Origin of the sequence: Streptomyces sp. NPDC086766, assembly GCF_044746005.1 — a bacterium.
GTDB lineage: Bacteria > Actinomycetota > Actinomycetes > Streptomycetales > Streptomycetaceae > Streptomyces.
On sequence record NZ_JBIVBI010000021.1, the window covers coordinates 62252 to 87171 of the forward strand.

A 24920-nucleotide genomic window follows, 5' to 3' on the forward strand; every position below is an offset into this window, starting at 1 on the left:
GGGTGTGCCACAGCCCCGGGACCGCAGGTCCCGGGGCCGGACGAGGCATGTGCTCAACCGGTCAGGCATACAGCCCGCGCAGCCGCACCGAGAGGCATGTCACACATCCCTCGAGCTTCTCGAACTCGCTGATGTCCACCACGACGGGTTCGAAGCCGAGGTCGCCGAGCAGCTCCGCCGTCTTCGGCGCGCTCGCCGCCATCAGCAGCCTGCCGCCGCCGAGCAGCACCACATGGCCGCCGGACTCCTCGGGCACCGGCAGGAAGCGCGCGTACAGCGACGGCGTGTCCACCTTGGGGATGTGGCCGATGACGGTGCCGTCGGGCAGCGCCGTCACCGCCGACTTCAGATGCAGCACCTTGCTCACCGGGACGGCGACGACCCGCGCCCCGAGCGGCTCGAAGGCGGCCCGCAGCTGCTGCACCCCGGCCGCGTTGGTGCGCCCGCCGCGGCCGACGTAGATCGTGTCGCCCACCTTCAGCACATCACCGCCGTCCAGGGTGCCCGGGTCCCAGATCCAGTTCACCGAGCAGCCGAGGCGGGCCACGGCCTCCTCGACGCCGACGGTCTCCGCGCGCCGGGACTCGGCGCCGGGCCGGGTGATCAGCGCCACGTTCCGGTACATGACAACCGTGTCCTCGACGAAGACGGAGTCGGGGCAGTCGTCCGCCGGATCCACCTCGATCGTCTCCCAGCCGTGGGTGCGCAGCGCCTCGACGTACGCCTCCCACTGCCGGACCGCGAGCTCGACGTCGACCTTCTCCCGCTCGATGTGGGTCACCAGCCCCTCGGCCAGGCGCGGGCTGGGGCGGCGGACGAGGGCCTTCTTGCTGGGCACGGCGGCCTCCGAATCGGCGGGACGGTTCTGCGGGCCGGACGGTGCGGCACCGGTCCGCCATCATGCGCCAACTGCCGGTGCCCGCAAAACCCCGGGCGGCCCGTCAGGCGGGGCCCCGGACCGCCTCCGGCGTCGTCTCCCCGAGCACCCCCTTCTCCAGCAGCACCCAGCGCGTGATGCCGATCGACTCCAGGAACGGCAGGTCATGGCCGGCCACGATCAGCGCGCCCTCGTACGACTCCAGAGCCGTCGTCAGCCGGCGCACGCTCGCGATGTCGAGGTTGTTCGTCGGCTCGTCCAGCATCAGCAGCTGCGGAGCGGGTTCGGCCAGCATCAGCGCGGCCAGCGCCGCCCGGAAGCGTTCGCCGCCGGACAGCGTCCCCACCCGCTGGTCGGCCCGCGCCCCCCGGAACAGGAAGCGCGCCAGGCGGGCCCTGATCCGGTTGACGGTGGCGTCCGGCGCGTGGCGGGCCACGTTCTCCGCGACCGTCAGCTCGTCGTCGAGGACGTCCAGCCGCTGCGGCAGGAAGCGCAGCGGGACGTGCGCCGTCACCTCGCCCGACAGCGGCGGGATCTCCCCGGCGATGGTGCGCAGCAGCGTCGTCTTGCCGGCCCCGTTGCGCCCGATCAGCGCCACCCGCTCCGGGCCGCGCAGTTCGAAGACGCCCTCGACGCGCGCGCCGTGGGCCGGCCGGAGGTCCTGGAGCGTGAGCACGCCGCGGCCCGGCGGTACGGCCGTGTACGGCAGCTCGACGCGGATCTCGTCGTCGTCCCGTACGGCCTCCGCCGCCTCGTCGAGCCGCTCCCTGGCCTCGGCGAGCCGCTCCTCGTGCAGGATGCGGTGCCTGCCCGCGGACTCCTGGGCCGCCCGCTTGCGCGCCCCCATGACGATCTTCGGCTCGCGCTTGCTGTCCCACATCTTCTGGCCGTACCGCTTGCGGCGGGCCAGTTTGACCTGGGCGTCGGCCAGTTCGCGCTTCTGCCTGCGCACGTCCGCCTCGGCGACGCGCATCATGCGCTCCGCCGCCTCCTGTTCGGTGGCCAGGGCCTCCTGGTACGCCGAGAAGTTCCCGCCGTACCAGGTGATCTCCCCGGCCCGCAGGTCTGCGATCTGGTCGACCAGCTCCAGCAGTTCGCGGTCGTGGCTGACCACGACGAGCACGCCCGGCCAGGCGGAGACGGCCGCGTACAGCCGGCGGCGGGCGTACAGGTCGAGGTTGTTGGTCGGTTCGTCCAGCAGCAGGACGTCCGGGCGGCGCAGCAGCAGCGCGGCCAGGCGCAGCAGCACCGACTCGCCGCCCGACACCTCGCCGACCGTGCGGTCCAGGCCGATGTGGCCGAGTCCGAGTTCGCCGAGGGTGGCGAGGGCGCGCTCCTCGACGTCCCAGTCGTCGCCGACGGTCTCGAAGTGCTCCTCGGCCGTGTCGCCCGCCTCGATGGCGTGCAGCGCGGCCCGCCGTTCCGCGATGCCGAGCGCCTCGTCGACGCGGAGGGCGGTGTCGAGGGTGACGCTCTGCGGCAGGAGTCCCACTTCGCCCGTGACGCGGACGGTGCCGCCGGACGGGGTGAGCTCGCCCGCGATCAGCTTCAGCAGGGTGGACTTGCCGGAGCCGTTGACCCCGACGAGGCCGGTCCGGCCGGGGCCGAACGCGGCGTCGAGGCCGTCGAGGACGGGAGTGCCGTCGGGCCAGGCGTAGGAGAGGGAGGTGCAGGTGAGTGAGGTGGACATGGGCGCCTCGCGGTTGCCGGGTGCGGTCGGGGGAACGGGCACGTGCCGAGACACCGCGGGGCGAGGGGGCCGTGTAGGAAACCGGTAAGAGGGCACTAGGAGGGCCTGGGCCGGACTTCCGGAAGGACGGCTCGCACGCCGAGGTCGCACACGACGCACACACCTGACCGGTGTGAGGCGGTGTCTCGGGACCTCAGACGAGCAACGTCCTTCTCCAATCGACGGCGACAGAACCACTCAGACCGTACGAGGGGGCCGGAGGGCCGTCAACGGAATTTCCGTGGGCCCGGGGCCACCGCACCAAGGAGGTCCCGTGCCCAACGGTTCGCTCTCGCTTCCGGCCCGCCTCTACCTGCTCGCCTGGGACACCGCACGGATGCGGATCACCGGCACCGCCCATCTGCACCACCTGGTCCGCGCCGGCGCCCTCACCGAACTGGCCCAGCGCGGACTGCTGCTCGACGACGACGGCATCGCCACCCCCGTCGACCTGGACGCCCGCACCGGGGACGCGGTACTCGACGGCCTCCTCGACCTCGTACGGGAGTCGCTGCCCCGCCGCTGGCGGACCTGGGTGACGCTGCGCGCCCGGCACACCCTGGTGGCCGTACGGGAGCAGCTGGCCGCCGAGGGCTATCTGCGCGCGGAGAAGCGGCGTGTCCTCGGCGTCTTCCCGTCGGTGGAGTACGCCCTGGAGCGCGTCGCCGTGGTGGACGCGCTGCGCGAGGAGGCCCGGGAGGTGCTCGGGGGATCGCTGCCGGTCGCGGCGGTCTCCGAGCGGGAGGCGGCCGTCGTCGCCCTGGCCGCCGCGGCCGGGCTGCGCACGCTCGCGTCCGGCCGGGACCGCAGGCGCCACCGGGAGCGTATCGAGGAACTGACCGAACGCAGCGGCGCCGCGGCCCCCGCCCTGCGCAGGGTCGTCCGCGAGGTGCGCACGGCGATGACAGCGGCTGCCGCGGCGGCGTCGGCGCCGGCGGGGGGCTGAGGCGGCGGCCGGTCGCGTCGTCGCGCGGTGCCGTGGCCGGGCAGGGCCCGGTGTGGTGCCGTGGGCCGGTCGGGCACGCCACCGCACACCGGTGTTCCCCGGACCGGGGTCCGGTCGCGGGCGACGTGCACGTCGGATTTCTGCCAGCCTGCGCCCCGCCGGGCTGGTTGAGTGTCACGCATGACGAAGCAGAACACCCCGCGCGACCGCGCACTCGCCTTTCGCTCCCTGCACGTGCCCGGGCGGCCACTGGTCCTGGCCAACGTCTGGGACGCCGTGAGCGCCCGGGTCGTGGAGGAGGCCGGCGCCGCGGCCGTGGCGACCACGAGTGCCGGGCTGGCCTGGGCCCTCGGCGCCGCCGACGGCGACCGGCTGGGCCGGGACCGGGCGCTCGCCGCCCTCGCGCGGATCACCGGCGTCGTCGGCGTCCCGGTCACCGCCGACATCGAGAGCGGGTACGCCGAGGACGCGGCCGGGGTCGCGGACACGGTCCGCGCGGTGCTCGCGGCGGGCGCGGTCGGGGTGAACATCGAGGACGCGCTGCACGAGGCGGGCGCGGCACCGCTGCGGCCCGTCGCCGAGCAGGCCGAGAGGATCGCGGCCGCCCGGGAGGCCGCCGACGCCGCCGGGGTGCCGCTGTTCGTCAACGCCCGCGTCGACACCTTCCTGCGGGGCGCCGGCGACGTGGACCTCACCCTGGAGCGGGCGGCCGCCTACCGCGCCGCGGGCGCCGACGGGATCTTCGTCCCCGGGGCCGTCGACCCGGGGATCGTGAAGGTGCTCGCGGACGGAGTCGAGGCGCCGCTCAACATCCTGGCCGGTCCGGGCGCGCCGCCGGTCGCCGAACTGGCCGCGCTCGGTGTCGCCCGGGTGAGCACGGGATCGAGCCTCGCGGCGGCCGCGCACGCCCTGGTCCGCCGCGCCGCGCGGGAGCTGCTGGACGCGGGGACGTACGGGGCGCTGGCGGACGGGCTCGCCTACGGCGAGCTCAACGCGCTGGTGACGCCGGAGCGTTAGCAGGCGTCCCGCATCAGCTCCGCCAGGCCGTGGTCGAGGTCGAGCTGCAGGTGCTCCAGACCCACCGGCACCAGCTCGTTCGTGGCCTCCAGGAACTTTCGTATCTCGCCGCTCCGGACATGCACCACGGCGGTGCCCTCGGGGGCGTGGAACTCCAGCACGGTGCGGTCGTACCCGTACGGCCGCACCCGCACGTCGCCGTGGCCGTCGGGCTCCCGCAGGCCGGCCGTGAGGAGTTCGCGGGCGAAGGTCCAGCAGACCTCCACCCCTTCCAGGGTGGCCGGGGCGGGGAAGGTCATGCGGACGGCGAACGGGTCGCGGCGGTCGTAGTGCAGCGTGGCGGGGATGTTGGGCATCCGGGGCGCGGCGGCGACGAGACGCGCCTCCACGAGCTGCTCGATGACGGTGGGCAACGCCTTGCTCCCTTGTGACGGCTGGACGGACGTCCGGGCGGATGAGGCCGGGTACTGGAAGAGACGTCGGAATCAGCCAATCCGTGCACGCGGGGGACGCGTGACCTGCGTCACCGCCTCCCCGCGCACCCGTGCCCCGCCTCCCCGCGCGCCCGTGCCTCGCCGCCCGGCCGGCTCCCGCCGCCGCACGGGCCCGGACTCCCGCCGTAGGGGGAAAGGGAGTTGGAGCGGCGACGGCCGTCTGGACGGCGCCGGGGGAGTGGGTTAGCTTCGCCCGCCATGAGGCGCTTGGGGAGCACGCGAGGGACGGGACCGACGAAACGAACGAGCCGCGCGGTGGCCGCGGCGGTGGGCATCGGGGTGCTGCTGGCCGTGACGGCGGCCGCCCCCGCACAGGCCCGGGGACGGGAACCGCGGACGCCGCACTGGCGGCTCACGGACACCGGCGCACCCGGGGTCCGCTTCCGCGGGCTGTCCGCCGTCGGCCGCGACACCGCCTGGGTGGCCGGCAGCGGCGGCACGGTGCTGCGCACCACCGACGGCGGCGCGCACTGGCGGAACGTCTCGCCGCCGGGAGCCGCGGACCTCCAGTTCCGGGACGTCGAGGCGTTCGGCGCGCGACGCGCCGTGGTGCTGGCCATCGGCGAGGGCGAGGCGTCCCGCGTCTACCGCACCGACGACGGCGGAGCCACCTGGACGGAGTCCTTCCGGAACACCGACGCACGTGCCTTCTACGACTGCCTCGCCTTCTTCGACCACCGGCACGGACTGGCGATGAGCGACCCGGTGGACGGCCGGTTCCGCCTCCTGTCCACCAGCGACGGCGGCCGTTCCTGGACCGTGCTGCCGGACACCGGGGTGCCGGCCGCGCAGCCGGGCGAGGCGGGCTTCGCCGCCAGTGGCCAGTGCCTGGTCGCGTCGGGGCCGCGGGACGTGTGGCTGGCCACCGGCGGGGCGGCGCACGCACGCGTGCTGCACTCGGCGGACCGGGGGCTGACCTGGACGGCCGCCGACACGCCGGTCCCGGCGGGCGACCCGGCCAAGGGGGTCTTCGCGCTCGCCTTCCGGGACCGCGTCCACGGGCTGGCCGTGGGCGGCGACTACCGCGCCGACCAGGCGTCACCGCGGGCGGCCGCCACCACCGGGGACGGCGGCCGGAGCTGGCAGCCCGCCGCCACGCCCCCGCCCGCCTACCGCTCCGGCGTCGCCTGGCTCCCGCACCGCCGCACGGCCGCCCTCGCGGTCGGGCCGACCGGCACGGACCTCACCACCGACGGCGGCCGCACCTGGCGGACGGTGGACACCGGTTCCTACGACACCGTCGACTGCGCCCCGGACGGAGGCTGCTGGGCGGCCGGCGAAACAGGGCGCGTCGCTCGATTGGGTGGCTGAAAATCGCCTGATGGGGCGAATCGTCCAAGACTGCGGGTATCCGTTCCCTGCACAGAGAGGAAGTGAACGGCATGCCACGCGGTTCCAGTGCCAAACGGGAGCGCCAGTACGAACACATCAAGGAGAGCGCGCAGGAACGGGGGGAGAGCGCCGGCCGCGCCAAGGAGATCGCGGCGCGCACGGTGAACAAGGAGCGCTCCCGGGCCGGCGAGTCGAAGACGGCCAGTCGCACCTCGGTCCAGGACATGTCCTCGGGCCGGCGCGGCGGCCGGCGGTCGGGCCAGGGCTCGCAGGGACCCACCTACGACCAGCTCTACGAAGAGGCCAGGCGGCGCAACATCCACGGCCGCTCGGACATGAACAAGCAGCAATTGCAGAAGGCGCTCGGCAAGAACTGAGCGGTCCGCTCACGGCGGGGCGGCGCTCGCGCCCGGAGGGCCTCGCGCCCCCAGGCACCCAGCCCGCCCCGCCGCGTGTCCCCGTCCCTCGTCGACCGGCCCCCGCGCCCGTCGCGTCTCCCCGCCCGCGTCGAGACCGCGCACCCGCCGTGGTCCCCGGCCCCGCGTCGAGCCCCCGCGCCCCGTGCCCCCCCCAGCCCCACGTCGACCTCCCGCGCGACCGGGCCCGTACGCTCGACCCCATCATGACGACCGTACGCATCCCCGCGGGCTGGCCCGCGACCGAGGAACAGGCCCGCGCCGTCCAGGACGAGTTGCGGGCGCGGGTGGTGCGGGACGAGCCGGGGCCGCCCGCCGGGACCGGACACGTCACGGGCGTCGACGTCGCCTACGACGACGAACGGGACGTCGTGGCCGCGGCGGCCGTCGTGCTGGACGCCGCCACCCTGGAGGTCGTCGCCGAGGCGACCGCCGTCGGCCGGGTCTCCTTCCCGTACGTGCCGGGACTGCTCGCCTTCCGGGAGATCCCCACCGTGCTGGCCGCCCTCGACGCCCTGACCTGCCCGCCCGGCCTGGTCGTGTGCGACGGCTACGGCCTGGCCCACCCCCGGCGTTTCGGCCTCGCCAGCCACCTCGGTGTCCTGACGGGGCTGCCGACGATCGGCGTGGCCAAGAACCCCTTCACCTTCACCTACGACGAACCGGACGCCCCGCGCGGGAGCTGGTCCCCCCTGCTGGCGGGCGCCGAGGTGGTCGGCCGCGCCCTGCGCACCCGGGACGGCGTCAAGCCGGTCTTCGTCTCCGTCGGCCACCGGACGACCCTGGACGACGCCTGCGCCCACACGCTCGCCCTCACCCCCGCGTACCGCCTCCCGGAGACCACTCGCAGGGCGGACGCGCTGTGCCGGCGGGCCCTGCGGGAGGCGACGACGCGGCGGACGCCCGCATCCCGGGTCACCGAGTCGTAGCTCGCCGGGCCATCGCCCTTCACGGAGGCGCCGTTTGCCCCGGTAGCACCCCGGCCATAGGGTGAAATCGGGGTTTGCGCAGGTCCATGCGCGTTTGGATGGGAGCCTTCGATGCCCATCGACGAGATCACCCGAGGCAGCCTCAGGCAGACCGGCAAGATCCTCCCGTCCTTCCTGCCGCTCTACGCCTTCTTGTTCATCTCGTGGGGGCATTCACTGCTGCGGCTGAACATCGCCGCCTACACCGGTGCCGCGATGCTGGCCGTCATAGCGGTGCTGCGACTCACCCGTGGCGTCCTCCTGTGGGCCATCGCCGCATTCTTCGCCGCCACTTTGGTGTTCGGAGTGTGGGCGGGGAACGTGTGGTTCCTGCGTCATGTGGGCGTCTTCCCCGGGACCATCCTCTTCGCCGCCTCCGCGATCTCCATGATCATGGGCCACCCGTTCGTCCAGGACTTCGCCCGCCAGGAAGTCGACCCCGAACGCTGGCAGACGGGTGAGTTCGTGCGTGTGTGCTACGCGCTGACCAGTTTCTGGACGGTGGTGTTCCTGGCCCTCGCCGTCAACGCGATCATGATGTACTACTCCGGGCTGGGGCGTGGTGCCCATCTGGCCATTCAGTTCGGCCTTCTCGTCGTGGGCCTGGCCTACAACACGGCTTACACCACGCACGTCAAACGCAAGCGATCGAGGCCGGTCCCCACGGTGCCCGCGAGCGCCGCGTGATCCTGCCGGCGGGCCCGCCCCACGGGGGGCGGGCTCACCGGACCATGGCCTTTCCTTCGGATCGGGCCGGCTCCGGGCGGACGGTTCCTTCCGAGGTGCCAGGCCCCGGGACCCCGGCAAGAGCCGAAAGAGAGGCCCTAACGCCTCGCCGCCACCCGGAAGGTGATCCCCGCCGCGCGCAGGCGGTCGATCAGCGCGTCGCCCATGGCCACGGCCGTGGTGACCTGGCCCGCCGTCGACGGCAGGTCGTCGAGGACCAGGGACATGGCGGCCTCGGCGAACATCTTCGCCGTCTCGTCGTACCCCGGATCGCCGCCGGCGACCTCCGTGCACACCCGCCGGCCCCCGCCCTCGCCCACGAAGCGCACCGAGAACCAGCTCCGGGCCCGCTTCTCGGCGCTCGGGCCCTCGCCGGGCCGGAGCCGGCCGGACAGCCAGCGGCGCGCGGGCGGCAGCTGGGCCGCGGCGGCGAGCGCCCCGACGGCCGCCACCCCGCCCACGGCGACCGGCAGGTGCGCGACGGCCGCGTAGTGCCGGTAGCGGAAGTCGGGGCCGTAGCGCTCCAGTGCCCGGGCGGAGCGCCGCACGATCTGCGGGTCGATGGTCGGCAGCGGCAGCGCCCAGGCGCCGACCTCCTTGGCGAACCGCGGCGCGCCCGCCGGCGCGGACGCGCGCCGGCCCAGCAGCCGTGGTTCGTGCCGGGCGCGGTCCCGCGCGGCGGCCAGCATCCGGCCGGGCCGGGCGAACTGGTTGAGCGCCGAGGCGAACGTCCCGCCCGAGAAGGCCGCGTCCGCCCGGACGAACCCGTCCACCGTCAGCGGAACGCCCTCCGGGAGCTGCTGGACCGTGAAGTACGCGCCCAGGTCGTGCGGGACCGAGTCGAAGCCGCAGGCGTGCAGCAGCCGTGCCCCGGTCTCCCGCGCGCGGGCGTCGTGCCGGACGTAGACCAGGTCGACGAACTCGGGCTCGCCGGTCAGGTCCAGATAGTCGGTGCCGCGGTCCGCGCAGGCGGCCACGAGCTCCTCCCCGTACGTGACGTAGGGGCCCACCGTGGTGGCCACCACGCGCGCCTGCCGGGCGAGTTCGCGCAGCGACGCCGGGTCGGCGACGTCCGCCCGCAGGACCCCGACGGACGCGCCGCCGGGCAGCCGCTCGCGCAGCTCCCGGAGCCTGCGCTCGCTGCGGCCGGCGATCGCCCAGCGCAGTGACGCGGGAGCGTGCGCGGCGAGGTACTCCGCGGTGAGCGTCCCGACGAACCCGGTGGCTCCGAAGAGCACGAGGTCGTACGGACGGTCCGTCCTGTTCATCCTGCTCATGACACCTCTCTGTCCCGGCACCGGTTCCGCCTCGGTTCCGCAGTACGCGCCGCTCTCGGTGGCCGAGGCTAGCGTGAGGGGTGCGGAGCCCGACGAGGAGCCCGGAGGTGTGCGGTGGCCCATGTCCCGCGGTGGCCCGACCCACGGGGAGGAGCGGCACGCGCACAACTTGGCTAAGCGCTTGCTCGTCCAGGTCTTGTGCGGACTGAAACACGTTCTTAGCATCATCGGTGTTACATCGGTTGTGTCACAGCGAGGGGGCTGGATGACAACGGCACGGGCGCCAGGGCGTGACGGCCCGCTCTCCGGCGTGCGCGTGGTCGAACTGGCCGGCATCGGTCCCGGGCCGTTCGCCGCCATGCTCCTGGCCGACCTGGGCGCCGACGTGGTCCGCGTCGACCGCCCCGGCGGCGCCGCGCTGGGGATCGACCCGGCGTACGACGTCACCAACCGCAACAAGCGCTCGGTGGTCGTGGACCTGAAGGCCGCGGACGGCGCCGCCCGCGTCCTCGACCTGGCCGCCCGCGCGGACGTCCTCATCGAGGGCTACCGCCCCGGCGTGGCCGAACGCCTCGGTGTCGGTCCCGACGCCTGCCGCGCCCGCAACCCGCGCCTGGTCTACGGCCGGATGACCGGCTGGGGCCAGCAGGGGCCGCTCGCCCCGCGCGCCGGGCACGACATCGCCTACATCGCCGTCACCGGCGCCCTCGGCATGATCGGCGCCCCGGACGAGCCGCCGGCCGTCCCCGCCAACCTCCTCGGCGACTACGCGGGCGGCTCGCTCTACCTCGTCGTCGGCGTCCTCGCGGCCCTCCACCACGCGCGCGCGACCGGGACCGGCCAGGTGGTGGACGCCGCCATCGTCGACGGCGCCTCCCACCTCGCCGCCATGATCCACGGCATGCTCGCGGCCGGCGGCTGGCAGGACCGCCGCGGCGCCAACCTCCTGGACGGCGGCTGCCCGTACTACGGCACCTACGAGACCGCCGACGGCGGGTACATGGCGGTCGGCGCCCTGGAGCCGCAGTTCTACGAGGAGTTCCTCACCCTCATCGGCCTGGAGGACCACAGGGCCGCCCACACGGACGTCACCCGTTGGAGCGAACTTCGCGCGGCCGTCGCCGCCCGGTTCAAGTCCCGCACCCGGGACGAGTGGACGGCCGTCTTCGAGAACTCGGACGCGTGCGTGGCACCCGTCCTGTCGCTGCGGGAGGCCCCGCACCACCCGCACCTCGCCGCCCGCGGCACCTTCACCGACCACTCCGGCATCACCCAGCCCGCCCCGGCGCCCCGCTTCTCCGCGACCCCCACCACCGTCCGCACGGGCCCCGCCCGGCCGGGCGCCGACACTCTGGACGTGGCCCGTGACTGGGACGTGCCCGCGCTCCGGGAGGACGGCGCCTGATGGACGTACGACTCTGACACCCCCGCACCCGCCCCGACCGAACCCTCACCGAAAGGCTTGTCAGTGAGCACCGAAGCGTACGTGTACGACGCGATCCGCACCCCGCGCGGGCGCGGCAAGGCCAGCGGCGCCCTGCACGGCACGAAGCCCATCGACCTGGTCGTCGGCCTCATCCACGAGATCCGCGACCGCTTCCCCGGCCTCGACCCGGCCGCGATCGACGACATCGTGCTCGGCGTCGTCGGCCCGGTCGGCGACCAGGGCTCCGACATCGCCCGCATCGCCGCCGTCGCGGCGGGCCTCCCGGACACCGTCGCCGGCGTGCAGGAGAACCGCTTCTGCGCCTCGGGCCTGGAGGCCGTCAACCTGGCCGCCGCCAAGGTGCGTTCGGGCTGGGAGGACCTCGTGCTCGCCGGCGGCGTCGAGTCGATGTCCCGGGTGCCCATGGCCTCGGACGGCGGCGCCTGGTTCAACGACCCGATGACCAACCTCGCCGTGAACTTCGTGCCGCAGGGCATCGGCGCCGACCTGATCGCCACCATCGAGGGCTTCTCCCGGCGGGACGTCGACGAGTACGCGGCGCTCTCGCAGGAGCGGGCGGCCGCGGCCTGGAAGGACGGCCGCTTCGACCGGTCCGTCGTCCCGGTGAAGGACCGCAGCGGCCTGGTCGTCCTCGACCACGACGAGCACCTGCGCCCCGGCACCACCGCCGACTCGCTGGCGGGCCTCAAGCCGTCGTTCGCCGACATCGGCGAGCTGGGCGGCTTCGACGCCGTGGCGCTGCAGAAGTACCACTGGGTGGAGAAGATCGACCACGTCCACCACGCGGGAAACTCCTCCGGCATCGTCGACGGCGCGTCCCTCGTCGCGATCGGCTCCCGGGAGGTCGGCGAGCGCTACGGTCTGCGGCCGCGCGCGCGGATCGTCTCCGCCGCCGTCTCCGGCTCCGAGCCCACCATCATGCTCACCGGGCCCGCCCCCGCCACCCGCAAGGCGCTCGCCAAGGCCGGGCTGACCATCGACGACATCGACCTCGTCGAGATCAACGAGGCGTTCGCGGCGGTCGTGCTGCGGTTCGTGAAGGACATGGGCCTGTCCCTGGACAAGGTCAACGTCAACGGCGGCGCGATCGCCCTCGGTCACCCCCTCGGCGCCACCGGCGCGATGCTCCTCGGCACCCTCGTCGACGAACTGGAGCGCCAGGACAAGCGCTACGGCCTCGCCACCCTGTGCGTGGGCGGCGGCATGGGCATCGCCACCGTCGTCGAACGCATCTGACCTCCCGGCGCCACCACCAGACCTCAACGGAGACCCCTGTCATGACCGAGAGCACCACCATCCGCTGGGAGCAGGACGACACCGGTGTCGTCACCCTCGTCCTCGACGACCCCCACCAGTCCGCGAACACGATGAACCAGGCGTTCCGCGACTCCCTCGCCGCCGTCACCGACCGGCTGGAGGCGGAGAGGGACGCCATCCGCGGCGTCATCGTCACCTCGGCCAAGAAGACCTTCTTCGCGGGCGGCGACCTGCGCGACCTCATCCGGGTCACCCCCGACACCGCGCAGGAGCTGTTCGACGGCGGCCTCGCCATCAAGCGCGACCTGCGCCGCATCGAGACCCTCGGCAAACCGGTGGTCGCGGCCCTCAACGGCGCGGCCCTGGGCGGCGGCTACGAGATCGCCCTCGCCTGCCACCACCGCGTCGCCCTCGACGCGCCCGGCTCCAAGATCGGCTGCCCCGAGGTCACCCTCGGCCTGCTGCCCGGCGGCGGTGGCGTGGTCCGCACCGTGCGCCTGCTCGGCATCGCCGACGCCCTGCTGAAGGTGCTGCTCCAGGGCACCCAGTACAACCCGCGGCGCGCCCTGGACAACGGCCTGGTCGACGAGATCGCCGAAACGCCGGACGAGCTGATCGCCAAGGCCTGCGCCTTCATCGACGCGCACCCCGAGTCGCAGCAACCCTGGGACCGCCCGGGCTACCGCATCCCCGGCGGCACGCCCGCGAACCCCAAGTTCGCCGCCAACCTGCCCGCCTTCCCGGCCACCCTGCGCAAGCAGACGAACGGCGCGCCCTACCCGGCGCCGCGCAACATCCTCGCGGCCGCCGTCGAGGGCGCCCAGGTCGACTTCGAGACCGCCCAGGTCATCGAGGCCCGCTACTTCGTGGAGCTGGCCGCCGGGCAGACCTCGAAGAACATGATCCAGGCCTTCTTCTTCGACCTCCAGGCCGTCAACTCCGGCGCCAACCGCCCGCAGGGCGTCGAGCCCCGCAAGGTCCGCAGGGCGGCCGTGCTCGGCGCCGGGATGATGGGCGCGGGCATCGCCTACGCGTGCGCCCGCGCGGGCATCGACGTCGTCCTCAAGGACGTCTCCCTGGAAGCGGCCGTCAAGGGCAAGGGCTACTCCGAGCAGCTGTGCGCCAAGGCCGTCGCCAAGGGCCGCACCAGCCAGGAGAAGGCCGACGCGCTGCTCGCGCGCATCACGCCCACCGCCGAGGTGCGCGACCTCGCCGGGTGCGACGCGGTGATCGAGGCCGTGTTCGAGGACGTGGCCCTCAAGCACAAGGTGTTCGAGGAGATCGAGAGCGTGGTCGCGCCGGACGCGCTGCTGTGCTCCAACACCTCCACGCTGCCCATCACCCTGCTGGCGGAGGGCGTGGAGCGCCAGGACGACTTCATCGGGCTGCACTTCTTCTCGCCGGTCGACAAGATGCCGCTCGTCGAGATCATCAAGGGCGAGCGCACCGGGGACGAGGCGCTGGCCCGCGCCTTCGACCTGGTCCGGCAGATCAGCAAGACCCCGATCGTCGTCAACGACTCGCGCGGCTTCTTCACCTCACGGGTCATCGGCCACTTCATCAACGAGGGCGTGGCGATGGTCGGCGAGGGCATCGAGCCCGCCTCCGTGGAGCAGGCGGCCGCCCAGGCCGGCTACCCCGCCAAGGTGCTGTCCCTGATGGACGAGCTGACGCTGACCCTGCCGCGCAGGATCCGGGCCGAGTCGAAGCGGGCCGTCGAGGAGGCCGGCGGCACCTGGACGCCCCACCCGGCCGAAGCGGTCGTCGACCGCATGGTCGACGAGTTCGGCCGCACCGGCCGCAGCGGCGGCGCCGGCTTCTACGAGTACGGCGAGGACGGCAGGCGGGCCGGGCTGTGGCCGGGGCTGCGCGAGCACTTCGGGAAGCCTGGGCACGAGATCCCGTTCCGGGACATGCAGGAGCGGATGCTCTTCTCCGAGGCGCTCGACACCGTCCGGCTGCTGGAGGAGGGCGTCCTGACCTCCGTCGCCGACGCCAACATCGGCTCCGTCTTCGGCATCGGCTTCCCGGGCTGGACCGGTGGCGTGCTGCAGTACGTCAACGGCTACGAGGGCGGCCTGCCGGGCTTCGTGGCCCGCGCGCGCGAACTCGCCGAGCGCTACGGCGAGCGTTTCACCCCGCCCGCCCTGCTGGTGGAGAAGGCGGATAAGGGCGAGACCTTCACCGACGCCCGCTGACGCGCGTGGGGGGCGCGGCGCCGTACCGGCGAAGCGCCCCCCGACGGGCGGACGCCGGCCCCGACCGGGCGGACGTGGGCCCCTGCGGCGGCCGCGGGCCCCGAAACGTCCGCACGCGTCGCTCCCGCGTGCGGACGTCGTGCTCCCGCCCGCTGACGCGGGCCGCGCTGACGCGGGACCCGCTCACGCGGACGGAGCGGCTCCGGGATCCTCCCCGGGGCGCTCCTGCCGTCCCCCGTCGAGCCACTCCCGCAGCTCCTCCTTCAGCGAGCGCTGGAAGGTGGTCAGCAGCGCCTGCACCACCAGCGGGTGCATGTGGGCGGACAGGGACTTCACGTCCCGCGTGTCCCGCTCGGCCACCGCCTCCCGCAGCAGCCGCGCCAGCTCGTGCGCGGCGGCCCGCGCGTGCTCGACGAGCGCGGTGCGGGCCGCCAGCACCGTCTCCTCCGACAGCGGCACGTCGAGCAGCTCCACACCGAGCCGGAGCAGCCCGGAATCGAGGCGGAAGGACTCCCCGTCCCGGACCGCCACGTCCATCGCGGCCAGCCGCCGCAGGTCCTCGTCGGTGAGCGGCCGCCCCGCCCGCCGCTCCAGCTCCCCGCGCGACACGGTCTCCACCGCGTCCGGCGCCCAGGACGCGACCACCGCGCGGTGGATGGCGAGGTCGTGCGGGGTGAGGTCCGGCGGCAGCCCCCGCAGATGGCGCTCGATCGCGGCGAGCGTCATGCCCTGGTGCTGCATCTCCTCGATCAGCTCCAGCCGCGCCAGGTGCTCCCTGCCGTAGTGCCCCACCCGCCGCGGGCCGATCGCCGGCGGCGGCAGCAGGCCGCGGGTGCCGTAGAAGCGGACCGTGCGCACCGTGACGCCGGCCCGCGCGGCCAGCTCGTCGATGGTGAGGGCCGGCTCCCCGGTGTCGGTCGTCATGTGCAGCAGTATCGCTGTCTCACCACCACTGTGAAACCCGTTGTCCGTGGTGGGAGGCGGTGAGCGCGGCGCGAAGATCGTGTGAGAAGCGCCGCTGTGTGACATGGGCCATCGCATGAGACGTGATCCCGCGGGGAAGCTGCCCACTTGGTCTGTACCGCGTCATGGGTGGTGCGGGCCTGTACTTGTACGGACACCGGGCGCACAACCGCCCCGGGGCACCAGAGAGTGGAACCACCCGTGAGCAAGGACTCCGTGCACACGGCACAGGTCGCCGCACACCCCCAGGCGACCGGGACGCCCGCCGACGCGGGCGACGCCGGATACAGCAAGGACCTCAAGCACCGCCACGTCAACATGATCGCCATAGGCGGCGCCATCGGCACCGGACTCTTCCTCGGTGCCGGCGGCCGCCTCCAGACCGCGGGCCCGGCGCTCGCGCTGGCCTACCTCGTCTGCGGCGTCTTCGCCTTCTTCGTCGTCCGCGCCCTCGGCGAGCTGGTCCTGTACCGGCCCTCGTCCGGGTCCTTCGTGTCGTACGCGCGCGAGTTCCTCGGCGAGAAGGGCGCCTATGTCGCCGGCTGGATGTACTTCCTCAACTGGTCGACCACCGGCATCGCCGACATCACCGCCATCGCGCTCTACACGCACTACTGGAGCCTGTTCACCAGCGTCCCGCAGTGGGTGCTCGCGCTGATCGCCCTGGCGGTCGTCCTCGCCGTGAACCTGATCTCGGTGAAGATCTTCGGCGAGATGGAGTTCTGGTTCTCGGTCATCAAGGTCGCCACCCTGGTCGGCTTCATGCTGATCGGCGTGTTCCTGCTGGCCACGCAGCACGAGGTCGGCGGCCGGACCCCGGGCCTGTCCGTGATCACGGACAACGGCGGCATCTTCCCGCACGGCATGATGCCGGTCGTCCTGGTGATGCAGGGCGTGATCTTCGCCTACGCCGCGCTGGAGCTGGTCGGCGTCGCCGCGGGCGAGACCGCCGACCCGGAGAAGGTCGTCCCGCGCGCGGTGAACTCGATCATGTGGCGGGTGGGCCTGTTCTACTGCGGCTCGGTCGTCCTGCTCGCCCTGCTGCTGCCCGGCTCGCTCTACTCGGGCGACGAGAGCCCCTTCGTCACGGTCCTGTCCAGGATCGGCGTCCCCGCGGCCGGCGACGTGATGAACCTGGTGGTCCTCACGGCCGCCATGTCCTCGCTGAACTCCGGCCTGTACTCCACCGGACGCATCCTGCGCTCCATGGCCATGGCGGGCTCCGCCCCGAAGTTCACCCGCGTGATGAGCCGCAGCCAGGTCCCGTACGGCGGCATCCTGCTGACCTGCGCGGTGTGCGTGCTCGGCGTGGGCCTGAACTACCTGGTGCCCAGCCAGGCCTTCGAGATCGTGCTGAACGTCGCCTCCCTCGGTGTGGTCAGCACCTGGGTGATCATCATGGTCTGCCACCTGGTCTTCGTCCGCCGGGCCAAGGAGGGCCGGATCGCCCGGCCGCACTTCCGGCTGCCCGGCAGCCCGGTCACGGAGATCGCGACGATCGCCTTCCTGCTCGTCTGCCTCGGCCTGATGTGGAACGACCCCGAGGTGGGCCGCAGGACCCTGCTGCTCATCCCGCTGATCGCGGCCCTCCTGGTCGCTGGCTGGTTCGGCGTCCGCCGCCGGGTCGCGCGGGCGGCCGACGAGGAGCTCTCGGAGCTCACGAAGTAACGGGCCACGGCCACGGCCCCGGGCGGGGCGGCGGTGTTCCGCCGCCCCGCCCGGCCGTCACTCACCCCGCGTGCACGTCGTCGGTCGCCTCGATCTTCTTCCACGACCTCGGCTGCGCCACGGCCGTCGGCGCCGTCGCCACGGACGCCGCCCGGGCCGCCGGGGCGCCCGGCTTCGCCGGCTGGAACAGCCAGGTGTCGAACAGCGCCGCCAGCGGCTTGCCCGACACCCGCTCGGCGTACTGCCGGAAGTCGGCCACCGACGCGTTGCCGTACGCGTGCTCCTTCGGCCAGCCCTTCAGGATGGCGAAGAACGCGTCGTCGCCCACCTCGTCGCGCAGCGCCTGGACGGCGAGGGCCCCCCGGTCGTAGACCGCGATGTCGAACTGGTGGTCCGGACCCGGGTCGCCCGGCTTCACCGTCCAGAACGCGTCGTCGGCCGGGTGGGAGGCGTACACGTAGTCCGCGAGTTCCCGCGTGGTGCCCTCGCCCTCGTGCTCGGACCACAGCCACTGCGCGTACCGGGCGAAGCCCTCGTTGAGCCAGATGTCCTTCCAGCCCTTGATCGACACGTCGTCGCCGTACCACTGGTGCGCCAGCTCGTGCACGACGACCGAGGTGTTGGAGCCGCCCGCGAACTGCCTCGGGCTGTAGTACACCCGGGTCTGCGTCTCCAGCGCGTACCCGGTGGTCGTGTTCGGGACGTAGCCGCCGGCCGAGGCGAACGGATACGGCCCGAAATAGCCGCTCAGCCAGTCGACGATCTCGCCGGTGCGCTCCACGCTCGCCCGCGCGGCCCCGTCGTTGTCGCCGAGATCCTCGCTGTAGGCGTTGACGACCGGTACCCCGCCCTCGGACGTGCCGGTCGTGATGTCGAACCGGCCGACCGCGAGCGTGGCCAGATACGTCGCCTGCGGCTTGTTCTGCCGCCAGTTGTACCGTGTCCAGCCGAGCTTCGAACTCGTCGACTGGAGCGTTCCGTTGGACAGCGCCCGGGTACCGTCCGGCACCGCGACCGACACGTCGTAGGTGGCCTTGTCGCTCGGGTGGTCGTTGCTCGGGAACCACCACCAGGCCGCCTCGGGCTCGTCGGCCGCGACCGCCCCGTCGGGCGTCCGGTGCCAGGTGGTGAACCCGTAGGCGCTCTTCGCCGACGGCACTCCGCTGTAGTGGACGACCACCGTGACCGGCGCGCCCTCGGCCAGCGGGGTCTTCGGGGTGATCTCCAGCTCGTGCTCTCCCGAGCGGGTGAAGGCCGCCCTCGCGCCGTTGACCCGTACCTCGCTCACGTCCAGCAGGAAGTCCAGGTCGAACCGCGACAGGGCCTGGGTGGTCCGCGCCTGGATCGTCGCCGTACCCGCCAGCTCGTCCGTGGCGGGACGGTAGGTCAGCCGAAGGTCGTAGTGGGAGACGTCATATCCACCGTTGCCGTAGTTCGGGTAGTAGGGATCGCCGATGCCCGGTGCGCCGGGGGTGCCGCTTGCGGCCGATGCCGGGATCGCCAGCAACAGGGAGGCCGCCGCGAGTGCTCCCGGAACGATGGTTCTACGGTGCACGAGAACTCCAAGTCGTAGGGGTTCGCAGTCCGTTCGGAGCCTATTGAGTCCCGGCACCCCCGTACGTGTCCATGGCCGCCGCTGTCACACGATCGCCATCCGGCCGCCATGGACGAGGGCGCTCCCACCGGCCCCGCACGGCCACCGCCGACCCGACTGGCCGTCAATGTCCCTCTTTTGTAAGGCAGTTGCCGCCTGTAGCGTCCCGCACATGCCGATACGCATGCGCTGCACGACCTGGAGACCGCTCACCGTGACGGCCATCGCCGTCCTCGCGGCCGCTCTCCTCACCCCGGCGGCGGCCCACGGCGCCCCGCGCGAGAGCCGGCCGGTCTACTCGTACGCGAACGCCGTCCGCGAGGCGGTCTGGGTGGACACCGGGCTCGACTCGGACGGCGACGGGCGCACCGACCGGGTCGCCGCCGACATCGTCCGGCCCCGTGAGCCCGCCCGGCAGGGCCGGAAGATCCCCGTCATCATGGACGCCAGCCCGTACTACTCCTGCTGCGGGCGCGGCAACGAGAGCCAGAAGAAGACGTACGACGCGAACGGCCGCGTCGTCGGGATGCCGCTGTTCTACGACAACTACTTCGTTCCCCGCGGCTACGCGTTCGTCGGCGTCGACCTCGCCGGCACCAACCGCTCGGACGGCTGCGTCGACGTCGGCGGCCGCTCCGACGTCCGGTCCGCCAAGGCCGTGATCGACTGGCTCAACGGCCGCGCCCGCGCCTACACCACCCGGACCGGCTCCACCACCGTCCGGGCGGACTGGACCAACGGCCGGACCGGCATGATCGGCAAGAGCTGGGACGGCACCGTCGCCAACGGCGTCGCGGCCACCGGCGTCAAGGGCCTGCGGACCATCGTGCCGATCAGCGCCATCTCCTCCTGGTACGACTACTACTTCGCCCAGGGCGCCCCGCTCTACGACTCCGGCCCCGACTGGCTGTCCGGCTACGTCGAGAGCCCCGACGCCCGTTCCCGGTGCGCCGCCGTGCAGCGGAAACTCGTCGACGGGGCCCCGCGCAGCGGCGACTGGACGCCGCTGTGGACCGAGCGCGACTACGTCCGGCACGCCAACAGGGTCAGGGCGAGCGTCTTCCTCGTGCACGGGCTGCAGGACCTCAACGTGCGCACCAAGAACTTCGGCCAGTGGTGGGACGCGCTCGCACGCAACGGCGTCGAGCGCAAGATCTGGCTCTCCCAGACCGGCCACGTCGACCCCTTCGACTTCCGGCGCGGAGCCTGGGTCGACACCCTGCACCGCTGGTTCGACCACGAACTCCTCGGCTACGACAACGGCATCGACCGCGCGCCCATGGCCGACGTCGAACGCCACCCCGACCAGTGGGAGACCTCGAAGACCTGGCCGCCGCGCGGTACGGCGACGGCCACCCTGCGCCCCGCCCCCGGCGAGCGGGCGGGCGTCGGTGCCCTCGGCCTGCGCCGGAGCCGGGGCACCGAGACCGTCACCGACGACCCGCGCCGCGGCGAGACCGACTGGGCCGCCCAGATCGACACCCCGACCCCGGACAAGGCCGGGTTCGTCAGCCGGCCGCTCACCCGCGACCTGCGGCTGTCCGGCTCCTCCCGGGTCACCGTCACCGCCACCCCGACCACGTCGACGGCCCACCTGTCCGCCGTCCTCGTCGACCTCGGCCCCGACACCATCCGGGACTACGCCGACGCCGCCGAAGGCATCACCACGCTCACCGACCGCACCTGCTGGGGCGCGAGCACGGCGGGCGACAGCGCCTGCTTCAAGGAGACCAGGGCCAAAACGGCGGCCGTCGGCCACACCGTCCTCAGCCGGGGCTGGGCCGACCTCGGCACCTACGCCGACGCCGGCACGGGCGTCCCGCTCACCCCGGGGCGGGCGTACACCATCACGCTCGACCTCGCGGCCACCGACCACGTCGTGCCCCGGGGCCACCGGCTGGCGCTGATCGTCGCGGGGACCGACAAGGACCTCGTCGATCCCCCCTCCACCACCCCGACCCTGACCCTGGACCTGGCGCGCACCTCGGCGCGGGTGCCCCTGGTCGGCGGGGCGGCGGCGTTCGCCCGCGCCACGGCCGGACCGGGCCCCGCGCCCTCCACGGCCCGGACGCCGGCCGGGGTCCGGGCGCCGGGCGCCGCCCACCGGATCCCCGGGCACTGACACGCTGGTGCTGTGACCGGAAAGGTTCACGGCGCCCCAGACCCCGCTCACCTGCGCTGATGAGGCGCCGTTGCCTCTTTGCGACGTGATCCGCCGGACGGCCCCTAGGCGGCCGGGCCCACCAGCCCGGCCGCCTGCCGCGCGCACCCCCAGGCCACGGTGACCCCGGCCCCGCCGTGCCCGTAGTGGTGCACCAGCACCCGCCCGCCCGGCAGCGGCACCCGCTCCAGCCGCACCGCGTGCCGCGCCGGACGCAGACCCACCCGGTGCCCCAGCACCCGCGCCTGGGCGATCTCCGGCCGGAAGACCGCGCACCGCGCGACGATCCGCTCGGCCACCGCCGGATCGGGCGTCAGGGACCAGACGTCCTCCTCGGCCGTGCCGCCGAGGACCAGCCCGCCCGGCTGCGGGAAGAAGTACGTGGTCGCGGCCGAGGCGTGGTCGACCGACGTCAGCCAGGTCGTGATCCCCGGGTTCTCCACCACGACGAGCTGGCCGCGCACGGGACGTACTTCCGCGTCGGGCACCAGGTCCCGGGCGCCGAGACCCGTGCAGTTCACCACGACCGGGGCGTCGACCGCTGCCAGGTCGCGCACGGTGCGCTCCTCCACCGTGCCGCCGGCCCGCAGCAGCCGCTCCCTGAGCCAGGGCAGATGCGCCGGCATGTCGATCAGCGGCAGCCGCGCCCACAACCCGGTCCCCGGGTACTCCCCGGCACGCGCCGCCCGCAGCCCCGGCACCCGCGCCGCCCACGGCCCCAGGGAGTCCAGCCGGGTCTCGCCGTGCACGCCCTCCACCATGCGCACCCCGGTCTCCTCGGGCCGCGCCGCCAACTCCTCGTAGACCGCGAGGGATTGCAGCGCCCACTCCCCGGCGAGGGACACCGGCTCGATCCGGTAGGGCCACCACAGGGCCCCCGCCACCGCCGAGGTGGTCCGCTCGGCCGGCTCCCGTGTCCACACCCGCACCCGTCGGCCGCCCTCGGCCAGCACCACGGCCGTGGTCAGTCCGACGACCCCACCGCCCACCACCACGACCTCACCACTCGGTTCACCGCGCACGCCGGGACGGTAGCGGAATGCGGCGCGCGGCGCTCGCATCGGCCGCGGGAGGGGAATACTCACCCCATGTCTGCCGAGTACGCCACCTTCGGCCTGGCCCCGGCGATGCGTGCCGGAGAGGTCCTCGCCGACGGCGGCCACCAGGTCCACCGGGACTTCGTGGACTTCGTCGTGGACGGACGGCCCCTGCTGTTCCGGCTCAGCGACCTGGACGCGGTCTCCCCGCTCGCCTCCGACGTCCCGCCCGCCGTCTTCACCGACCAGGTGCGCGCCCTGCTGCTGGAGGCGAAGGCACCGCTGCCGGGCGGCCGGTACGTCATCTACGGCTGCCCCGAGTGCGCGGACCTGGCCTGCGGCGCGGTCACCGCGGTCATCGAGAGGGCCGGCGACGACTACGTCTGGCGGGACTTCGCCTGGCAGACCGGAGACGACGCCGACCTGGAACTCAACGGGTACCGGGGCATCGGCCCGTTCCGCTTCCAGGGCGCCGCCTACCGAGCGGCGCTGTACGCCCTCCTGGACGGGGACGCGCCCGCGCGCCGCCCCCGGGTGCTGCTGATCGGGCCGCGGGTCGCCGTCCTCGCGCGGCTCGCCGCCGCCCTGAGCACCCTCGGCATCGGCGCCGACATCGCCCGCGACGTCACCGGCGTGCCCGCGGAGGAACTGCGCCCGTACGGCGCCGTCGCCTTCGGCCCGGCCGTCGGCGCGGCCGAACGGGCCGCCGTACGCGACGCCTTCGCCCGCGCGGGAGCCGAGGTCCCTCTCGTCGGCGGACTCGCCCCCGTCGTCCCCCTGCTCGTCGCCCAGATCGAACACGCCCTGGACCGCGGTCCCGAGGAGCGGCGCCGCCTGCGCGGCCTGACCGCCGCCGACGGCACGGCCGAGGTGGAGGTCACCTCCTCCTGCCGGGTCCGCCTCACCGCCCACCGCCTCGACCGCCTCCACCGCACGCACACCCGGCAGGTCTTCGACGGGCTCCTGGAGCCCGGCCGTCACCGCGTCCCGCTGGACGCCCGGGCCGTGAAGGGACAGGCCTTCCTGGTGGCACGGGCGCCGGGGAGCGTGCTCGTCGCCCCCGTGGGGCGCTGAACACCTCCTCCGACGGCCGTTAGGATCGGCGGTCTGATGACTGCCACCCTCGTCGCCAAGAACCTCGCCGCCGGTCACGGCGACCGCTCGCTGTTCACCGGGCTGGACCTCGTCGTCGCCCCCGGGGACGTCATCGGGCTGGTCGGCGCCAACGGCGCGGGCAAGTCCACCCTGCTGCGGATGCTCGCCGGACTGGCCGCCCCGGAGCAGGGCGAGCTCAGCCTTTCCCCGCCGGCCGCGACCGTCGGGCATCTGCCGCAGGAGCCGGAGCGCAGGCCCGGCGAGACCGTGCGGGCGTTCCTGGCCCGCCGCACCGGGGTCGCCGAGGCGCAGCGCGTGATGGACGAGGCCACACAGGCGCTCGTCGACGGCGCGCCCGGCGCCGACGACGCCTACGCGACCAGCCTGGAGCGGTGGCTCGGCCTCGGCGGCGCCGACCTCGACGAGCGCGCCGAGGAGGTGACCGACTCCCTCGGCCTGGCCGTCGACCTGGACCAGCCGATGACCTCCCTCTCCGGCGGGCAGGCGGCCCGCGCGGGCCTCGCCTCCCTGCTGCTGTCCCGCTACGACGTCTTCCTGCTCGACGAACCCACCAACGACCTCGACCTGGACGGCCTGGAACGGCTGGAGCGGTTCGTGTCCCGCCTGCGCGCCGGGACGGTCGTCGTCAGCCACGACCGCGAGTTCCTCACCCGCACGGTCACCAAGGTCCTCGAACTCGACCTCGCCCAGGGCCGGGTGAACCTCTACGGCGGCGGCTACGCGGCCTACCTGGAGGAGCGGGAGGTGGCCCGCCGCCACGCCCGCGACGACTACGAGGAGTACGCCGACAAGAAGGCGGCCCTCCAGGAACGGGCCCAGGTGCAGCGCTCCTGGATGGACAAGGGCGTGAAGAACGCGCGCCGCAAGGCCGGCAACGACAACGACAAGATCGGCCGCAAGTTCCGCAGCGAGGCCAGCGAGAAGCAGGCCGCGAAGGCCCGCCAGACCCAGCGCATGATCGAACGCCTCGACGTCGTCGAGGAACCCCGCAAGGAGTGGGAACTGCGCATGGAGATCGCGGCCGCCCCGCGCTCCGGCGCGGTCGTCGCCACGCTGCGCGACGCCGAGGTGCGGCGCGGCGGCTTCGTGCTCGGCCCGGTGTCCCTGCGGATCGACTTCGCGGACCGGGTCGCGGTGACCGGCGCCAACGGCGCGGGCAAGTCGACCCTGCTGGCCGCCCTGCTGGGGCGGGTCCCCCTGGACGCCGGGCACGCGGCGCTCGGCTCGGGCGTGCTCGTCGGCGAGGTCGACCAGGCACGCGAGCTGTTCCACGGCTCCGAGTCGCTGCTGGACGCCTTCCGCGCGGCGGTCCCGGACACCGAGCCGGTCGAGGTCCGCACGCTGCTCGCCAAGTTCGGCCTGAAGACCGACCACGTCCTGCGTCCGGCGGCGACCCTCTCCCCGGGCGAGCGCACCCGGGCCGCCCTCGCCCTCCTCCAGGGCAGGGGCGTCAACCTGCTGGTCCTGGACGAACCCACCAACCACCTCGACCTGCCGGCCATCGAACAGCTGGAGACGGCCCTGGACTCCTACGAGGGCACCCTGCTCCTGGTCACCCACGACCGGCGGATGCTGGACGCGGTCCGGGTGAACCGCCGCCTGGAGGTGGCGGACGGCAAGGTGACGGAGCGCTGAGCGCGCGCCCCACGGGGGCCGGTCTCCGAGCACGCGCCCGGCGCCCCTGACGGAGGTGAGCC

Annotated in this window: 20 protein-coding genes; 13 read left to right on the forward strand and 7 right to left on the reverse strand. The window is 73.7% G+C overall.

The genetic code is table 11. The annotated features are described in order from the left end of the window. Window positions 1-61: 61 nt before the first annotated feature. A complete protein-coding gene (gene ddaH / locus ACIPM1_RS29420) occupies window positions 62-838 on the reverse strand; it encodes a dimethylargininase (RefSeq protein ID WP_402439694.1) in 777 nt (258 codons plus the stop codon). Window positions 839-941: 103 nt separating this feature from the next. Further along, the gene (locus ACIPM1_RS29425) at window positions 942-2567 is read right to left on the reverse strand and encodes an ABC-F family ATP-binding cassette domain-containing protein (protein ID WP_402439696.1); all 1626 of its coding nucleotides are present in this window, start codon (window positions 2565-2567) and stop codon (window positions 942-944) included. A 313-nt stretch (window positions 2568-2880) separates the two neighbouring features. On the opposite strand from ACIPM1_RS29425, the gene ACIPM1_RS29430 reads away from it, so the two are divergent. Further along, on the forward strand, window positions 2881-3552 hold the full coding sequence (locus ACIPM1_RS29430) for a GPP34 family phosphoprotein (protein ID WP_402439698.1): 672 nt from the start codon (window positions 2881-2883) through the stop codon (window positions 3550-3552). A 180-nt stretch (window positions 3553-3732) separates the two neighbouring features. After that, a complete protein-coding gene (locus ACIPM1_RS29435; protein WP_402439700.1) occupies window positions 3733-4569 on the forward strand; it encodes an isocitrate lyase/phosphoenolpyruvate mutase family protein in 837 nt (278 codons plus the stop codon). Here ACIPM1_RS29435 and ACIPM1_RS29440 read toward each other — a convergent pair. Next, window positions 4566-4982 carry an SsgA family sporulation/cell division regulator gene (locus tag ACIPM1_RS29440; RefSeq protein ID WP_402439702.1) on the reverse strand — a complete coding sequence of 139 codons (417 nt, stop codon included), beginning with the start codon at window positions 4980-4982 and terminating at the stop codon, window positions 4566-4568. The two genes, ACIPM1_RS29435 and ACIPM1_RS29440, sit on opposite strands and share 4 nt — an antisense overlap. Window positions 4983-5261: 279 nt before the next feature. Here ACIPM1_RS29440 and ACIPM1_RS29445 point away from each other — a divergent pair, with 279 nt between their 5' ends. The 4 genes from ACIPM1_RS29445 (at window position 5262) to ACIPM1_RS29460 (ending at window position 8466) form a co-directional block, all read left to right on the forward strand. Beyond that, the gene (locus tag ACIPM1_RS29445) at window positions 5262-6374 is read left to right on the forward strand and encodes a WD40/YVTN/BNR-like repeat-containing protein (protein ID WP_402439703.1); all 1113 of its coding nucleotides are present in this window, start codon (window positions 5262-5264) and stop codon (window positions 6372-6374) included. A 71-nt stretch (window positions 6375-6445) separates the two neighbouring features. Further along, window positions 6446-6772, forward strand: coding sequence for a plasmid stabilization protein (locus ACIPM1_RS29450; RefSeq protein ID WP_402439705.1), 327 nt, complete (start codon window positions 6446-6448; stop codon window positions 6770-6772). A 245-nt stretch (window positions 6773-7017) separates the two neighbouring features. Further along, window positions 7018-7740 (forward strand): endonuclease V, encoded by a 723-nt coding sequence (locus tag ACIPM1_RS29455; protein WP_402439706.1) that lies wholly within the window; start codon window positions 7018-7020, stop codon window positions 7738-7740. A 111-nt stretch (window positions 7741-7851) separates the two neighbouring features. Then, the gene (locus ACIPM1_RS29460) at window positions 7852-8466 is read left to right on the forward strand and encodes a hypothetical protein (protein ID WP_402439707.1); all 615 of its coding nucleotides are present in this window, start codon (window positions 7852-7854) and stop codon (window positions 8464-8466) included. A gap of 137 nt (window positions 8467-8603) precedes the next feature. Here ACIPM1_RS29460 and ACIPM1_RS29465 read toward each other — a convergent pair whose 3' ends face one another. Beyond that, window positions 8604-9782: a saccharopine dehydrogenase family protein gene (locus ACIPM1_RS29465; RefSeq protein WP_402439709.1), complete on the reverse strand. Its 1179-nt coding sequence runs from the start codon at window positions 9780-9782 to the stop codon at window positions 8604-8606. A gap of 265 nt (window positions 9783-10047) precedes the next feature. Here ACIPM1_RS29465 and ACIPM1_RS29470 point away from each other — a divergent pair, with 265 nt between their 5' ends. From ACIPM1_RS29470 to ACIPM1_RS29480, 3 genes are all read left to right on the forward strand, one after another. Then, a complete protein-coding gene (locus tag ACIPM1_RS29470) occupies window positions 10048-11187 on the forward strand; it encodes a CaiB/BaiF CoA transferase family protein (protein ID WP_402439711.1) in 1140 nt (379 codons plus the stop codon). A 63-nt stretch (window positions 11188-11250) separates the two neighbouring features. Beyond that, window positions 11251-12465 carry an acetyl-CoA C-acetyltransferase gene (locus tag ACIPM1_RS29475; protein ID WP_402439712.1) on the forward strand — a complete coding sequence of 405 codons (1215 nt, stop codon included), beginning with the start codon at window positions 11251-11253 and terminating at the stop codon, window positions 12463-12465. A gap of 41 nt (window positions 12466-12506) precedes the next feature. Next, window positions 12507-14684 (forward strand): 3-hydroxyacyl-CoA dehydrogenase NAD-binding domain-containing protein, encoded by a 2178-nt coding sequence (locus ACIPM1_RS29480; protein ID WP_402439714.1) that lies wholly within the window; start codon window positions 12507-12509, stop codon window positions 14682-14684. Between the two features lie 183 nt (window positions 14685-14867). Here ACIPM1_RS29480 and ACIPM1_RS29485 read toward each other — a convergent pair whose 3' ends face one another. Continuing rightward, a complete protein-coding gene (locus ACIPM1_RS29485) occupies window positions 14868-15608 on the reverse strand; it encodes a MerR family transcriptional regulator (protein ID WP_402439716.1) in 741 nt (246 codons plus the stop codon). Between the two features lie 240 nt (window positions 15609-15848). Between ACIPM1_RS29485 and ACIPM1_RS29490 the strand changes: the two genes are divergently transcribed. Beyond that, window positions 15849-17315 carry an amino acid permease gene (locus ACIPM1_RS29490; RefSeq protein WP_402439718.1) on the forward strand — a complete coding sequence of 489 codons (1467 nt, stop codon included), beginning with the start codon at window positions 15849-15851 and terminating at the stop codon, window positions 17313-17315. Window positions 17316-17376: 61 nt separating this feature from the next. Here the strand turns inward: ACIPM1_RS29490 and ACIPM1_RS29495 are convergent, their stop codons facing one another. Beyond that, window positions 17377-18870 (reverse strand): M1 family metallopeptidase, encoded by a 1494-nt coding sequence (locus tag ACIPM1_RS29495; RefSeq protein ID WP_402439720.1) that lies wholly within the window; start codon window positions 18868-18870, stop codon window positions 17377-17379. Window positions 18871-19081: 211 nt separating this feature from the next. On the opposite strand from ACIPM1_RS29495, the gene ACIPM1_RS29500 reads away from it, so the two are divergent. Then, window positions 19082-21031 (forward strand): Xaa-Pro dipeptidyl-peptidase, encoded by a 1950-nt coding sequence (locus tag ACIPM1_RS29500; RefSeq protein ID WP_402439722.1) that lies wholly within the window; start codon window positions 19082-19084, stop codon window positions 21029-21031. Between the two features lie 104 nt (window positions 21032-21135). Here ACIPM1_RS29500 and ACIPM1_RS29505 read toward each other — a convergent pair whose 3' ends face one another. Further along, window positions 21136-22092 (reverse strand): FAD-dependent oxidoreductase, encoded by a 957-nt coding sequence (locus ACIPM1_RS29505; protein WP_402439723.1) that lies wholly within the window; start codon window positions 22090-22092, stop codon window positions 21136-21138. 66 nt (window positions 22093-22158) lie between these two features. Between ACIPM1_RS29505 and ACIPM1_RS29510 the strand changes: the two genes are divergently transcribed. After that, the gene (locus ACIPM1_RS29510) at window positions 22159-23181 is read left to right on the forward strand and encodes an oxidoreductase (RefSeq protein ID WP_402439725.1); all 1023 of its coding nucleotides are present in this window, start codon (window positions 22159-22161) and stop codon (window positions 23179-23181) included. Between the two features lie 36 nt (window positions 23182-23217). Continuing rightward, window positions 23218-24858: an ABC-F family ATP-binding cassette domain-containing protein gene (locus ACIPM1_RS29515; RefSeq protein WP_402439727.1), complete on the forward strand. Its 1641-nt coding sequence runs from the start codon at window positions 23218-23220 to the stop codon at window positions 24856-24858. Window positions 24859-24920 lie beyond the last annotated feature (62 nt).